Raw genomic sequence first — 15,093 nt, 5'->3', positions numbered from 1 at the left:
TCATGTGCTATCATCTACCTCTTTGATGAAAAAACTCAAGAATATTTATAAAGCGCCTTTCTATAGAGAAATCGGCGAGAATTTCAAATACATTGAATACATTTTTCAGAGTCATCGCTCCACAAACTTTAAAGGGTTTCTAAGGATCGTCTGTAACCAGATCTACAGCGCATCATTTGGGGGATTGTTGTGCTCCTTTTAGGGAAAGGAAAGATGCCCTGCAAGCAAGTCAGAGTTCGGAATAAGACGTGTATTTGTTTTAAGAGATGAGCTATATAAACATTGGGACACAAAAGATAATTAAGCAGTCCCCCCGATAACGAAAAAGAAATAAGCTTAATTGGAAATCCCGTTAGCCAGAAAAGGAGCTTAAAGCGCTCCGATATAAATCTTACTTAGTATCAATATGGGCATAAAAATTTATACAGATAAGGAAATTAAGAAGTTTTTTACGATACGCAGTAGCATAAAAAAAGAATAGACTTATTCAGGAAACCCCCTCAAAAAAGTACCAGATTTAATCTGAACCGTAAAATTCCTCAGCAAGGTCATAAAGAAGAAATACATTTTTATAATAACATACAGGAAAAGGGGAAGATATTTTATACAAAAAAGTATTTGAGTAGATCGAGTTAAAATCATTATTTAAAAAAAGAGAAACTATTCAGGAACGGAAGCTTTACTAAATAGAAAAGAAAGTTCCTGAATAGAAACTCGGGCCAATCCCCAACCTTCCGGTTCTCAACTCTTCGCAGCAGAAGATTATAGAAGACCGACCGAAAAAAACAGCCTAAAAGGTTTTCTGAAAATCCCCTCGAGAGGGATGATGAAATAGGCAGATTAACCTGATCAAGAAAGATAAAACTGGAAAGCCAGAAAAACATTAAAACCGTTTTATGAGGAGTCATATGGCCGGGAACCAGAAGTTTCCATCTGACCTGCTGTTTGTGGTAGGCCTTGTAGTTCTCACGGATATTTTCGTACTTATTCCTGTACTAAGTGAGAGTTTTATTCGCATAGTCCTTGGCCTACCACTGGTATTATTCCTACCGGGGTATGCCCTTGTAGCCTTGCTATTTCCAACAAAAACCGGACTTGAGGGAATTGAAAGAGCAGCACTTTCTGTTGGAATGAGCGTTGCAATAGTACCGCTTATAGGACTTGTACTTAATAATACATCATTCGGGATCAAGGAAGTACCTCTTCTTGCAAGCCTCTCTGTATTTATCATCCTTGCATGTGCAGCAGCATATGTCCGCAGGAGGCAGCTTCCAGAAGACAAAACCTTTGGGATCTCTTTCAAGGCTTCTGCCCGTTCCCTGTTAGTTGAAGTTATGGGAAAACCTGAGTCGTCAACAGAAAAGACACTCAGAACTTTTCTGGCAATTTCCGTTCTGGCCTTAGTAGGAAGTGTGGCTTATGTATCCATAGTTCCCCACGACCAGGAGCCATTTACAGAATTCTATATCCTCGGGCCCGAGGGAAAAGCTGATAACTATACTACAGAGTATGTGCAGGGAGAAAGTGGAACCGTCATTATAGGGATCGCAAACCATGAGCATAGGGCAGTAAACTATACAATGGATGTCAGGCTCGAAAACAGATCCCTGCCGCTGCCTGAGAACCTGAGAAATATAAAACTTGACGACAACATAACCCTGGAAGAGCCCCTTGAGATAACCCCCTCTTTTGAAGGAGAGAATATGGAGCTTGAGTTCCTGCTTTTCAACGAGACTGAAAAGGATGTGCCTTACAGGGACCTGCGCCTCTGGATAAACGTTACCAAGGAGGCCTGAAGATGGGAACATATGAGAATCAGGAGATGCAAACACCTGAAAAGAGAGAGATACAAACTCCTGAGTATATGCACGTACCTGAAAATAGGGTGGCACAGAAGTCTTCATTGAAAAACAAAGGACTTTACCTGATAATTCCGATTTTAGCCATCGCTTTTGCGGAATTTATGATATATTCTGGAAGACCTATAGAAGCCATGGAGGTACACGCAGTCACCCTGCTAGGGCTTTCTCTTTCCATGTTATATATCAAAAATGAGGAGATCCAGAAAACTTACCAGGCCCTGCTCCTGCTACCAATCCTGCGACTTGTAAACCTCTCAATGCCAGCATTTTATGAGGAAACCCTTTACTCGTTTGTCTTTATCTACGGACTCCTTACAATTCCAGTAACAATTGCACTCACCGACCAGGGGTTTACTAGAGAACGGCTTGGAATTACCTTCAAAAGGATGTGGATTTATATTCCACTCTCGATAATTATGGGGCTCCTGCTTGGAGTAGGGGAATACTTAATAGTAGAGACAAATTACCTCATCCCAGACCTTTCAATTCCCTCCCTTTTGAGACTTACCCTTGTTATGGTCTTTTTAGTAGGTCTTGTTGAAGAGCTCATCTTCAGGTCCATTCTGCAGAACCGGCTCGAAGAGTTTCTCGGCAGCCGTGGGAGTCTAATTATCACAAGCGTCCTGTTCGGATTAATGCATTCAGGGTATGGAAACATAGGTGAAGTATTCTACACTCTCTTTGTAGGTTTTATCATAGGATTTATGTTCTACAGAACCCGAAGCCTCCCTCTGGTCACAATGATCCATGGCTTCATAAACGTCTTCCTCTTTGGGGTTATCCCCCATCTTTTCTAAATTCATTTTTTAAAAAAGTTGTGTTGTCTGGACTCATTTTCTCTAAACTTGTTCACCTGTTCCTTCCTGTAAGATGATGCCTGAAAAGAAGAAGAGGTAAAGGAAACGGGAAAAGAGGAGGAGAGGAAAAAGAGAGGAAGAGGAATGCATGAAAGTTAACAGGCAGAAAAGAAAGCCGAAAACTTTTTTAAAAAAATGATAAGGAAATTAATTCCATGAGGTTTTTAAAAAAGAGATATTGTTGTCGATGCGCATGAATTCAAGGCTTAAATGAGATCTGCAGACGTTAAAAGAGAGCTACAAGCTTATAAAGAATAACGGCACCGAAAGAAAACAGAAGTGGAATTATTCCCATATTCAGAGACGTTTTTACAGAATCTCCCCAGTTCTTTGACAGAGGAAGGAAGTCTCGGAAAAGTAACAGTAAAAGCAAAGTCGCTACGGCCACTGATGCACCTTCAGGGACCCCTAGTGTGGTCATCATTGATAACGCACCCGAAGAAGCGGAAGTTGATGAAATTAAACTTGTAAGCGTAGTCAGAACTCCTCTAGTTGATTCAGGTATAAGAGAAACAGATGTGCAATCTGATATAAAAACCCTCCTCCTTTTGCTTTCCAGAATTCAAGCTATATGAACCTAAGAGAGCAACCGAAAAAAGGGCGGGTGACCCTGAAAACCCTGAACGTCCCGGTCCGGAGCGGGGAAGAAAAAGGTCAATTATATAATTAAGATAGAGGACAAGGTAGATCAGCTATATGACTTTAAGATGGGTGCACCCAAAATTTTTAAGATGATGAACTTTCATATAAAAATTATAACTGTAAGAATTAACTATAATAAAGGTGGCATCAGGATAACGGCATTATAACAGGAGAAAATAGCAGGAGAAAAATAGCAGTATTAAATCGGTATTATTAAGGATAGTAAAGGAATTTCAGATGCCCGCAGTCGATGATTGATGCAAAACCACCAGAATAAATAAGAGAAACTTATCCGAAGAAATCAGGAAAGCAATAGATAGGTAAATAAACCAAATCACTTAAATAATTACAAAGTGTATCCAGTGAAGAAATTAACACAGTTAGGAACTTACAGGGAGTGAGTAAAGGGAAAAACGACAACTGATAATCGCCTTCGCGCCAACCAAGGAACAAGAAATTAACCAGGTAATCCGCGAACAGGAAACCCCAAATTTCTACAAAAATAATTGAAATGTAGCATTGATTCGAAGCACTCCGAATGAATTATAAGGTACAGGAGAAAAACGGGGGAAGAATATGAACTCAAAAGAATTCAAAATACACAGTTCTTCTAAGGTTTATGGAACCTCTGTAATCGGAAAGGATACAGTAATTCTGGAGAATGTAATACTGGGGTATCCAGAACACAGAGTCCTTATGGAGATCCTCAAAAAGGATGTGGAGATAGAGGACTTTGATTTTCCGGGTTGCATTATAGGTCCAAACTCGATTATAAGAGCAGGTTCGACAATTTTTTCCAGCGTAAAGACCGGAAAAAACTTCAAGACCGGACATAACGTAATGATCAGGGAAAACACACAAATAGGGGACAATGTACTTATCGGAACGAACGTTATCGTAGATGGAAACGTGAAGATAGGAAACAATGTAAGTATTCAGGGAAACGTCTATATCCCAACGAATGTGGTTATCGAAGACAATGTATTTATCGGACCATGTGCTGTTCTTGCCAACGACAAATATCCCATCCGTAAAAAATACGAACTTAAAGGCCCTGTTTTGAGAAAAGGAGCATCTGTAGGCGCTAACGCGACCCTGCTTCCGGGAGTGGAAATAGGGGAAGGAGCAATGGTTGCCGGAGGAGCCCTTGTGACAAAAGATGTGCCTCCGTGGAAGCTGGCGATCGGTGTACCTGCCAGAATACAGGAGCTTCCTGAAGATCTTAAAGAGTTAAACCGAATATAAACCTATCAAAAAATCAAAGTTAAGTAATATTAAAGTTTTATTAAGATAATTATAAGAGGTCCAAAAATGATCCCAATCGCCAAGCCCCTGCTGGGCAAGGAAGAGATTGATGCAGTAACGAAGGTCCTGAGTTCAGGTATGATTGCACAGGGACCAAAAGTAGAAGAGTTCGAGCTTGCTTTTTCTGAGTACACCGGCTGCGAGTATGCAGTTGCTGTAAACTCCGGCACTGCAGCCCTGCATATCGCGCTTCTTGCCCACGGCATTGGAAAAGAAGACGAAGTAATTACAAGTCCCTTCACCTTTATTGCCACTGCAAATAGTATTCTTTACACCGGGGCAAAACCTGTTTTTGCAGATATTGAACCGGATACATATAATATAGACCCCGAAAAAATCCAGGAAAAAATTACTTCAAAAACGAAAGCCATTATGCCTGTCCACCTCTACGGACACTCTGCAGATATGAAAGCCATAATGGAAATCGCTGAAGACCACAAGCTTGTCGTGATTGAAGATGCCTGCCAGTCCCATGGCGCAGAATGCCTCGGGAAAAGGGTTGGCAGTTTCGGGACCGGAGCATTCAGCTTCTACCCGACTAAAAACATGACAACAAGTGAAGGCGGGATGATTACAACAAATGAAAAGGAAATCGCAGAAAAATCACAGATGATCAGGGCTCACGGCTCAAAAGTTCGCTACCTGCATGAAATGCTGGGCTTTAACCTGCGCATGACTGACATTGCAGCTGCAATCGGGCTTGTTCAGCTCGAAAAACTGGACGGGTTTACTGCTACCAGGCAGAAAAACGCAGCCATGCTTTCAGCCGGACTCAAAGGCATTTCAGGGCTTGTACCTCCAGTAACAAAACCTGGCTGTACCCACGTTTTCCACCAGTACACAATCAGAGCTCAAAAGAGGGACGAACTGGCAGCTTTCCTGAAGGAAAAAGAAATAGGAACCGGAGTACACTACCCGATACCCATCCACAAACAGCCCTATTATATGGAACTCGGGTACAAAGATTCCCTGCCTGTCTCGGAGAAAGCAGCAGAAGAGGTTCTTTCCCTCCCTGTACATCCGTCTTTATCCGAAGATGACGTGCAGAAGATAGTTAAGGCAACCAGAGAATTTTATTCAAACGATTGAGTAATTCCCGGGCAGTAACAGCATTCTCAGAAACAGGAAGTGAAACCTTGATTAGAGTAGGAGTAATAGGCACAGGCGCCATGGGACAGAACCACGTCAGAATCTACAGCGAGATGGAGGGCGTGGAGCTTGCCGGAATATCAGATGTAGACCAGACCAGAGTCGAAGCCATGGCCGCTCAGTTTAAAACGAAAGCCTATACAGATTACAAAAAAATGTTTGCCGAAGGCCTTGATGCAGTAAGCGTCGTTGTGCCCACAAAACTGCATAAACAGGTAGTCCTTGACGCCCTGGACGCAGGCCTTAATGTCCTTGTAGAAAAACCGATTGCAGACACGGTTGAAAACGCGAACCTGATGATAGAAGCTGCAAAGAAAGCAGATAAGGTGCTAATGGTAGGGCATATAGAACGTTTCAACCCTGCAGTTATAAGGCTCAAAGAAATCATAGATTCGGGCACTCTTGGCAAGATAGTATCCATCTCTACCAGGAGAGTCGGCCCCTACAACCCGAGGATAAGGGACGTTGGAGTAATTCTGGATATCGGGGTTCACGATATAGACGTCATTTCATACCTTTACAGCAAGAAGATAAAGGGTGTTTACGCCATTGCAGGTGCAGATATCCATTCTTTTGAAGACCATGCCTCAATTATCCTGCGCATGGACCATAATTTTGCAGGCGTTGTTGAAACAAACTGGCTTACTCCCCATAAAGTAAGGCAACTGACAGCAATCGGGGTCAAGGGAGTAGCCTATCTGGACTACATCGACCAGACAGTCGAACTTCATGACAACGGCTGGATCAGAAAAGCCAAAGTCGAACCAAGCGAACCTCTGAAAAACGAACTCGTTTATTTCATAGATTGTATTAAAACGGGCAAAGAACCTAACCCCTGCGGCGAAGATGGAAAACATGCCCTTGAAGTAGCAATGGCAGCCATCAGGTCCTACGAAGAAGAGAGATTAATTGAAGTAGGGCAGTAAACCGCATAAAAGCCAGAACGGTGATGGAAGTGAACTGCCCCTGGTCTAACCCTGGGGGTTTTACGCTTCGTTCTATAAAAATCCGAATGCATCAGAGAAATGGAAGAATATCTTAAAAACAATACTGGAAAGTGATAAAGCATGAGCAAATTGGAAAAACTTCTAAAGGAACGCGGCCCTATCAAAAAAATAGGAGTACTTGGCATGGGTTATGTAGGAATCCCTGCAGCAGTCTTATTCGCAGATGCTCCCTGTTTTGACAAAGTACTGGGCTTCCAGCGCAACTCAAAAAGCTCAGGCTACAAGATTGATATGCTCAACCGGGGAGAAAGCCCGCTCAAAGGGGAAGAGCCAGGCCTCGAAGAACTCATTGAAAAGGTCGTAAAAGCAGGCAAGTTCGAATGTACTCCCGATTTCTCAAGGATCTCCGAACTTGATGCAGTCACACTTGCAATTCAGACTCCTTTTGCAAATCCCAGAGACCTTATACCTGATTTCAGCGCTCTCATAGAGGGGATCAGAAACGCAGGAAAATACCTGAGACCGGGTATGCTTGTAGTCCTCGAATCCACAATCACTCCGGGAACGACCGCAGGAATGGCAAAGCAGATCCTTGAGGAAGAGTCCGGCCTGAAAGCAGGCGAAGATTTTGCCCTGGCCCATGCCCCTGAAAGGGTAATGGTAGGCAGGCTTTTGAAAAACATCAGAGAACACGACCGTATCGTAGGCGGAATTGATGAGGCAAGCACAAAAAGGGCTGTTGAGCTTTACTCACCGGTGCTCACTGTCGGAAAAGTTATCCCGATGAGTGCAACTGCAGCTGAGGTTACAAAAACTGCGGAGAACACTTTCCGCGACCTTCAGATTGCAGCAATCAACCAGCTTGCCCTTTACTGTGAAGCCATGGGCATAAATGTCTATGACGTCAGGACCGGGGTTGACAGCTTAAAAGGCGAGGGTATAACAAGAGCTATCCTCTGGCCCGGAGCAGGGGTTGGAGGCCACTGCCTGACCAAAGACACATACCACCTGGAAAGAGGAGTTAAGATTGGTGAAGGACAGCTGGACTATCCCGAAGGTGCGGATTCAATCTACGTGCTTGCCAGAAAAGTCAATGACTTTATGCCTGCACACATGTACAACCTGACTGTTGCAGCCCTTGAGAGGCTTGGAAAGAATATGAAGGGCTCAAAGGTTGCAATGCTCGGCTGGGCATTTATCAGCGACTCGGATGATGCCAGGAACACTCCGTCAGAACCGTACAGGGACCTCTGCCTGAAAGCTGGGGCCAGTGTTATGGTACACGACCCTTACGTTGTCAATTATCCGGGCGTCGAGATTTCAGATAACCTGGAAGAGGTTGTAAAAGGTGCGGATGCTGTAATCGTGCTTGCAGGGCACAGCGCCTACTCTGATGTGACAGCTGATTGGGTGAAAAAAGTAAGTGGGAAAAAGAATCCGGTAATTGTTGATGGAAGAAATGTAGTTGAGCCGGATGAGTTTATTGGAAAGGGGTTTGTGTATAAGGGGATTGGGAGGGGAGATAAGAACTCACATGAGATAATATAAAGGGGAAAAATTCCCCTTTTTAAGAAGAATTTGTTTTTTATATCCGGGAAATAGGGCGATAATTATGTTTGAAAAACTGAAAGAAAACAAGGAACTCTGGGAGCTCTTTACCAGAAAGGAAGAGTACGACCTGATCTTTCGCGACAGGTATGAAAGGTTTCCGTACTATCTAAGCAGCCAGAGAAGTATTTTTGAACCGAGAGTTTCCAAATTTCTATTAGAAAACGGGCTGAAACCGCAGTATCCGGACGGAAAAAAGTTTGCGGTCTGCCTCACACACGACATCGACGCGGTTTACCCGGAAAAATTGTATCCGATTATCGGGTCTATTAAAGCTCTTGCCAGAAAGAATCTGACCGAGACGATGAAAACCCCTTTTTCCAGGATTTGCAAGAAATGTAATCCATGCTGGAACTTCAGGAAAATAGTGGAGCTGGAGGCAAAATATGATGCAAAATCCAGTTTTTATTTTCTTGCCCTGAACCCTGAAGAAACGGACTTTAATTATAACATTAAAGACCTTGAATCTGAAATGGGTTTTATATCCGACAGTGGATCGGAAGTTGGCCTGCATGGGGGGCATGAATCTTACAATAGCCTTGAAGACATCAAAGAAAAAAAAAGTAGGCTTGAGAAAGTCTTAGGGAAAAGGGTTATCGGGTACAGAAATCACTATTTAAGGTTTAGCGTACCGAATACCTGGGAATTGTTGAGTAAAGCGGGGTTCAAATACGACACCACACTGGGGTATCCAGACTGCGCTGGCTTTAGAAATGGGATGTGCCATCCTTTCAGGCCTTTTAATTTGAATGAGGGGCGTCAGATCGATATTATGGAGCTTCCACTGGTGATAATGGACCGCTCGCTTTTGAAAGACTACATGCGCCTTGATGTTAAAAAAGCCTGGGAATGTACGAAGTATCTTATCGATACTGTTGAACGGCATAACGGTGTGATTACTATCCTCTGGCATAACAACACATGCATTGAGGGAGAGACTCTTAAATATTACGAAAAAGTCCTTGAGTACTGTGCCAGCAAAAACGCCTGGATTACCAGCGGAGAGGAAATCTATAACTGGTGGACCAGTCAGATTGAGCCGGGGATCTAAAAACAGTGCTATGTTGCTGAATAAATCATAGTTGCTAAATAAATTACGATAATATAAGGATCAATTAAAAGTAAGGATCAATTAAAAGTAAGGATCAATTAAAAGACTAAATCGATCTTCATTCACAAAAAGAATAAAACAACATCAACCGGCAGCTCAAAGAAAATTCTTTTTTGCCAGATATATGGCTGCCTCAAGTGGATTAACTTGATTGATGTTGGTTCCGGGAACTTTGGCTGTTAAAAAGTTAACAGTGTATTTCTGTTAAAGGTTCAATAATTATTTTACCCGTTGAGCCCAGGGGCTATAATCTCTGGTAAACGGGAAAAGGGAACAAATACCTGGAGATGCCGGCTGGATAAAAGTCCCATACTTTAGGAGTTTTCGGGGTCCAGGCTGTCACTACTGGGAGAAGGGGGCTGTTGAGTCGGATGAGTTTATAAGGATAATTTGTGTATAGGAAATTGGGAAGGGAGAAAAGGCCAGGGTAAAAAGTAAGGAAAGGTCAGGTTACTGAAATTCTGAAGAATTAGGATTCTTAAAAGGGCAAATATACCCACAGGAACAAGTATAACCGCAGGAATTTAAACGATTCACTTCAGAGATATAAAAACTTCCAGTTATCGGGCCTGAAAAAACAACATCCCTTGCCAGGGTAGTGGCTATGGATGAAAAGAAAGCAGATGTGGCAAAAAAGCCATATAAAAAAGAAAAGAAGGCAAGTTTTGTATCAGATGTGCTGACACTCGCAGGCGGAACAACCTTTGCTCAGATCCTTACGATTCTGTCAGCTCCTGTTCTGACCCGCCTTTACGGACCGGAAGATTTTGGAGTCTGGGCTCTGTATATTTCAATCACGAGCATTATAAGCGTTATTGCATGCCTGAGGTATGAGTTATCTATAATGCTGCCTGAATCAGACGAGGAAGCAATAAACCTTTTAGGGCTGAGTTTCCTCGCAGTCTTTTTTGTTACCGGTTTAACCGTGCCAGTTATCTGGTACTTCAAAACCCCGATAATTGACCTTTTGAATGCCCCGCAGATAGGGGATTATCTCTGGCTTGTCCCCCCGTTCGTGTTTGTAAATGGGGTTTTTCTCGCACTCAACAACTGGAACTCAAGAACAAAACTCTTCAAGAGGCTCTCCTTCTCAAGGGTTTTCAGTTCGGTTTCGACCACTGCAACCCAGATCATCCTCGGGCTTGCAGAACGCCCCCCAACTGCAACTGGTTTAATCGGCGGCAGCCTTGCGGGCCAGTCTGTAGCAACATTCGTGCTTGGAGGACAGATCTGGAGAGATGATAGAAACCTGATAACGAAGAGCTTGAGCTGGAAAAAGATATATGAAAGCTCTATACGGCACCGCAAACTTCCACTCATAGACAGCTGGTCTGCCCTTATGAACTCAATCTCCTGGCAGCTTCCGGCTTTTCTTCTTTCAGCCTTTTTCACTCCTGCAGTGGTTGGATTTTATTCCCTGGGGTTCCGCCTGCTCCAGTTACCTATGAGTTTTATTGGAGGTTCAATCTCACAGGTCTTTTACCAGAGGGCATCAAGGGCAATATCCGAAGGCACCCTCAGTACTCTTGTTGAAAGTGTATTCAGAATGCTCGTGCTCATAGGCATGTTCCCTATATTGATTCTCACAATTGTCGGAAGCGATGTCTTTACCGTGATTTTCGGGAGTGCCTGGACAGAAGCAGGAGTCTACGCCCAGATCCTGAGCCTCTGGGCTTTTATATGGTTTATCTCATCCCCCTTAACCACAATATACCTGGTAGTAGAAGAACACCACTTCGGCTTCAACTACAATTTCTTCAACCTGACAACCCGCTTCCTGTCCCTCACAATTGGCGGCATGTTCGGAAGTGCCCGTATAGCTCTTGCCCTCTTCTCCATATCAGGCATTGTAGTGTACGGCTACCTGTGCCTGAAAATGATGTACTACTCCGGGGTAAAGACCTCAAGAGCCCTGAAAATAGTATTCTCAAACCTGGTCCTCTTTATCCCTGCAGGAGCAGTCCTGATAGCTCTCAAAACCGCAGGAATAAACCAGGTCCTTCTGGTTGTAATCTCCGGTTTGATTATCTGCATTTATTATCTGTATATACTGAAAACGGATAAACAGGTAAAAGAGATAAGAGGGGAACTCAAATTTCCGAGAAAGACCTAAAAAGCGTAAAAAGCGTAAGAACTCATCACAGGTAATCGATGGGATCGTATTCAAAAGGTCGCGCTCTATATACACGCCTGATGAGAAATACTGATAATCAGGCTGTTCCTATTAATAACCAGATTCCGATTCGGCGGCAAGTCGTATAAAAATCAAGGTAAAATATAAATAGACTTTTCTGAGAGAGATCGTTGTAAAAGCCAGCCTGTGGGGAAATTCTTTGCTGCCGAACGTCCAGGACATTAAAAAGAAAAACGATATAAGCATGTTGATTTATCTGCAGATTATCTGAAAGTTATGTGATTCAAATTAAGACAAAAATATCGAAAAAGGAGATTCGGAATATTGCTTTCTGAGGGGATTACATTCGTGAAATTCGCTTCCGCTTTCATCCAGAACCAGAGTAATAGAAAAAAGCTGAAACTGCTGTTCTGTCTTTCGGTACTTCTATGTATGATCCCCTTTCCCGGGAATGCTGCAACTAACAGCTGGGAACTTATCCCTGAAAACCCGGTAGTTGGAGACACAATAGAGATCAGAGGAGCCGATTTCGCAGGAGAGACAGCAGACGTGTGGGTGTCCTTTGAAAAGGACGTCCGGGTCTCGGACGGCAAATACGAGTATCTGCTTGACGACGTAAAAATCCCGCCCGGGTTCAACAACCGTTTTACTGTGCAGGCAATAGGTGTCGATGACCTGAACGTGAGAGTAAAGATGATACTCTGGATAACCATAACTGGAACTGCAAAAGAAGGAGATGCCACGGTTTCCCAGGCAGGCGTCCCCCCAGGGACTTACAAGATCAGGCTTGACGGGAAATCAAATGCCTCTGATGTCAAGCTCAGGATTACAGGTTTCCAGCAGGTGAAGGTGGATTCAGGGAATTTCAGCTATAAGTACGACACTAAATCGATCCCGGCAGGCAATTTTGAGGTAAAGGTAGGGGACGTTACAAAGCAGGTTACCCTGCAGCCGGCAGAAAACCTGCCTTCGGATATAACACCCTCTTCGGAACAAAAAGAGGGCAAAAAAGAAGATTTATCCCGGAACTGGAAGGCCTCAAACATATGGATAGAAGGGATCTTAGCCGGAATGCTACTACTTCTGCTTTATTCAAGGATTAAAAAGCGTTAAAATTATGGAGTTCTGGAAGAAAAAAAGAGTGTTTAAACATATTAAGTATTAAACACTTTGAATATTAAACACTTTAAATGTTCCGGGAACCCTTGCAAATCTCTTTAATGGCGAAAATGTGTTTTTAAATAAATATATGAATGTTGAATAATATTTAATTAAAAAAGATTAACAGCTAAAGCCCTGAAAAAGAGCAAAAAACCTGGAATTAAGCAGGGAAGAGAATAACTAAGGGGTGGTAGTAATGAAGAAAAGAACCGAAATATATAATGGGATTTATGGCAAAACATTCAGGTTAGCCCTGACAGTTTTGATGATTACTTTTTCACTCATTTCAGTATCAGCGGCATTTTCCGAAGAAGAGCCCTGGATTGCAGTTCTCGAAAAAAATGATAACAGCGTTTTTTTTGCAGACCATAATGAGAGCCTGACGGAAGGCGGCTGGATCCTTCTCAGCGGAGGAGAGGAAATTCAGCTCCCACAGCCTCTTAATTTTACATACAGCGGGGCAAACAGCCTTCAAAGTGCGGGAACTACTCTTGAACTGAAATCAGGGGTATCCGCCGGAGATGATACGGAACTGGTACTTACATACCCGTACTCCACCCATCCCTTTTACACTGAAAACGAGAAAGTGAAGATGGATTTCAAAGGACCTGCAGCTTTCGGGAAGCAGAAAGTGAATATTTACCTGGTCCAGGGGCTTGATGTAAATTCCCTTAAAGACGCCTTTACGGATCTCAGGGATGGGAACGCCGGGAGCTTCAAGGAAATCTTCGATAGTAGCACGGGTTCTACAACTCTGGTAACCACCACGGTCCTGAACGAAACCGGGGACCTTTCCGCCCCCCTGACCCTTGACCCCCTTCCAGCAGGCAGTTACGGAGTACTCATAATGCTTGCAGGCAACGAAAATGAAGAGTCTGAGGCGGAGAGGAAGGTCCTTTCGGCAACCTGTTTTGAGGTACTGGAATACGAACTGAAAGTAGATTCCCCAAACAAACTCAAAGAATGCGAAAATCTTGAAGTCAGCCTGAACCTGAAAAAGGCTCCTGCTCAGGGGAGCTACACATACGGGGCCCTGCTGATAAGGGAAGACGCCTACCGCGCAGAAATAAATGTAAGCTCAAACGGGACAGTGCACGGGACCGATATCTTCGTTAACGGAATCGATATCATCAATGAATTCGGCATTAATTCTACAAACTACGAGTCCAAATTCAGCAAAGATGAACTCACGACCGAAATCCAGACCCTGATAGGAGAAGGCAACGGTACGATAAGCATAGGAGACGAGAACCAGAACACCCTCTCCCTGACAACCTTTGACCTCCCTCCCGGAGACTACCTCCTCTTTGCAGCTGCCTATGAAAACGGCAAAGGCCTTACAGGCATAGCCCAGAAAGAGCTGGCGATATGTGCCCCCAAAAAATCACATGGGTCAGACAAAAAACAAAACGAGGACTCAAAAGCCACCGACCTTTCAATAGATGATAAAAGTCCTTCCACCCTGGAAAGCGAGCAGTCCATTCTTGATACCGCAAGTTCACTCGGACTCGAAAACCTCGAACCCCAGATTCGGGGAGAAATTCTCCAGGCAGAAAAGGTTATAAAAAATCCCCCTAAACTGGCTTCCTTCCTCATAGGCTTTGCGGGAACGCTCATGATAGGGATTACGATACTGAAGAGAAGGCGCTGAAACCGGAAAAAAGCGGAGGAAAGTTCGGGCCTTGAGATAGCGACTGAAGAAGATCAGGAGCAATCTAACCGGGAGCCTGCCGGTTTTTTCATTTTTTTTATTTTTTTTATTTTTTATTTTTCATTTTTCTCCCGGCCCGGCCCCTCTGCAAACTTGCCCGGAGAGATTTTAGCCGGGTTTTAACGGACTACCTATGAGACCTTGAAAAACTGCACAAAAGTAGGTCTCAAGCACCTGTGGTCCTTTCAAACCCTCAACTTTTCAGGCGCCTTCTCCAAAAGCCCTGGATTTCATCGGGTATTTTTAACAGGAAACCCAGGGGTCCCCCGAGGGCTGTGAGAGTTCCGGGATGGTAACCAGGATGAAAACAGAAGAGATAAAAACGTTTAAGATACGAAAAATTGAAAAAATAATTAATGCGCCAGATGTTTTGCTCAAGCAGTATTTCAGGGAATGACTTTTGCTTTAATAAGAGATAACTCGCGTTCTATGGTTGAAATCCGTTCATCAAGATGAGACCTGAAATTATCCCGGCTTACGCGGATTTCGTATGTTATTTCCACCCTGGCCTGATCGATTTTATTGCCCAGCACATCAATTTTCCCGCCGAGGGATTCAATTTTCCCACCGATTGAATCCATTTTTCCACCTGTCTCTTATACACAT

Annotated in this window: 12 protein-coding genes; 11 read left to right on the top strand and 1 reads right to left on the bottom strand. The window is 43.5% G+C overall.

Annotation, left to right across the window (positions count from 1 at the left end):
* Nucleotides 1-908: 908 nt before the first annotated feature.
* From EO93_RS04125 to EO93_RS04075, 11 genes are all read left to right on the top strand, one after another.
* Nucleotides 909-1,796 carry a DUF1616 domain-containing protein gene (locus EO93_RS04125; RefSeq protein WP_048134933.1) on the top strand — a complete coding sequence of 296 codons (888 nt, stop codon included), beginning with the start codon at nt 909-911 and terminating at the stop codon, nt 1,794-1,796.
* Nucleotides 1,797-1,798: 2 nt separating this feature from the next.
* Entirely contained in the window at nt 1,799-2,659 is an 861-nt protein-coding gene (locus EO93_RS04120) for a CPBP family intramembrane glutamic endopeptidase (protein ID WP_048161214.1), read from the top strand.
* Between the two features lie 473 nt (nt 2,660-3,132).
* Nucleotides 3,133-3,294, top strand: coding sequence for a hypothetical protein (locus EO93_RS17245; RefSeq protein WP_156161228.1), 162 nt, complete (start codon nt 3,133-3,135; stop codon nt 3,292-3,294).
* Between the two features lie 643 nt (nt 3,295-3,937).
* On the top strand, nt 3,938-4,606 hold the full coding sequence (locus EO93_RS04110) for an acyltransferase (RefSeq protein WP_048134930.1): 669 nt from the start codon (nt 3,938-3,940) through the stop codon (nt 4,604-4,606).
* Between the two features lie 66 nt (nt 4,607-4,672).
* On the top strand, nt 4,673-5,755 hold the full coding sequence (locus tag EO93_RS04105) for a DegT/DnrJ/EryC1/StrS aminotransferase family protein (RefSeq protein ID WP_048134929.1): 1,083 nt from the start codon (nt 4,673-4,675) through the stop codon (nt 5,753-5,755).
* Between the two features lie 47 nt (nt 5,756-5,802).
* Nucleotides 5,803-6,741 carry a UDP-N-acetylglucosamine 3-dehydrogenase gene (locus EO93_RS04100; protein WP_082107555.1) on the top strand — a complete coding sequence of 313 codons (939 nt, stop codon included), beginning with the start codon at nt 5,803-5,805 and terminating at the stop codon, nt 6,739-6,741.
* A gap of 141 nt (nt 6,742-6,882) precedes the next feature.
* Nucleotides 6,883-8,310, top strand: coding sequence for a nucleotide sugar dehydrogenase (locus EO93_RS04095; RefSeq protein ID WP_048161213.1), 1,428 nt, complete (start codon nt 6,883-6,885; stop codon nt 8,308-8,310).
* A gap of 64 nt (nt 8,311-8,374) precedes the next feature.
* Nucleotides 8,375-9,421: a polysaccharide deacetylase family protein gene (locus tag EO93_RS04090; RefSeq protein ID WP_048161212.1), complete on the top strand. Its 1,047-nt coding sequence runs from the start codon at nt 8,375-8,377 to the stop codon at nt 9,419-9,421.
* Between the two features lie 664 nt (nt 9,422-10,085).
* Complete coding sequence (locus tag EO93_RS04085; protein ID WP_048161211.1) at nt 10,086-11,594, top strand: lipopolysaccharide biosynthesis protein; 1,509 nt, start codon at nt 10,086-10,088, stop codon at nt 11,592-11,594.
* Nucleotides 11,595-11,963: 369 nt separating this feature from the next.
* Entirely contained in the window at nt 11,964-12,728 is a 765-nt protein-coding gene (locus EO93_RS04080) for a hypothetical protein (RefSeq protein WP_235284104.1), read from the top strand.
* 244 nt (nt 12,729-12,972) lie between these two features.
* Nucleotides 12,973-14,427, top strand: coding sequence for a TIGR04279 domain-containing protein (locus tag EO93_RS04075; RefSeq protein ID WP_048161210.1), 1,455 nt, complete (start codon nt 12,973-12,975; stop codon nt 14,425-14,427).
* Between the two features lie 446 nt (nt 14,428-14,873).
* On the opposite strand, the gene EO93_RS18065 is transcribed toward EO93_RS04075, so the two are convergent.
* On the bottom strand, nt 14,874-15,068 hold the full coding sequence (locus EO93_RS18065) for a hypothetical protein (protein WP_235284103.1): 195 nt from the start codon (nt 15,066-15,068) through the stop codon (nt 14,874-14,876).
* Nucleotides 15,069-15,093: the final 25 nt, after the last annotated feature.

This window comes from Methanosarcina sp. 1.H.A.2.2 (assembly GCF_000979975.1).
Taxonomy (GTDB): domain Archaea; phylum Halobacteriota; class Methanosarcinia; order Methanosarcinales; family Methanosarcinaceae; genus Methanosarcina.
This window is presented reverse-complemented; position numbering and strand designations above follow the sequence as displayed.

Bases quoted from the DNA above. Each gene is read 5' to 3' on its own strand.
- EO93_RS04125 (WP_048134933.1), top strand. From the start codon at position 909: ATGGCCGGGAACCAGAAGTTTCCATCTGACCTGCTGTTTGTGGTAGGC.
- EO93_RS04120 (WP_048161214.1), top strand. From the start codon at position 1,799: ATGGGAACATATGAGAATCAGGAGATGCAAACACCTGAAAAGAGAGAG.
- EO93_RS04110 (WP_048134930.1), top strand. From the start codon at position 3,938: ATGAACTCAAAAGAATTCAAAATACACAGTTCTTCTAAGGTTTATGGA.
- EO93_RS04105 (WP_048134929.1), top strand. From the start codon at position 4,673: ATGATCCCAATCGCCAAGCCCCTGCTGGGCAAGGAAGAGATTGATGCA.
- EO93_RS04095 (WP_048161213.1), top strand. From the start codon at position 6,883: ATGAGCAAATTGGAAAAACTTCTAAAGGAACGCGGCCCTATCAAAAAA.
- EO93_RS04090 (WP_048161212.1), top strand. From the start codon at position 8,375: ATGTTTGAAAAACTGAAAGAAAACAAGGAACTCTGGGAGCTCTTTACC.
- EO93_RS04085 (WP_048161211.1), top strand. From the start codon at position 10,086: ATGGATGAAAAGAAAGCAGATGTGGCAAAAAAGCCATATAAAAAAGAA.
- EO93_RS04075 (WP_048161210.1), top strand. From the start codon at position 12,973: ATGAAGAAAAGAACCGAAATATATAATGGGATTTATGGCAAAACATTC.
- EO93_RS18065 (WP_235284103.1), bottom strand. From the start codon at position 15,068: ATGGATTCAATCGGTGGGAAAATTGAATCCCTCGGCGGGAAAATTGAT.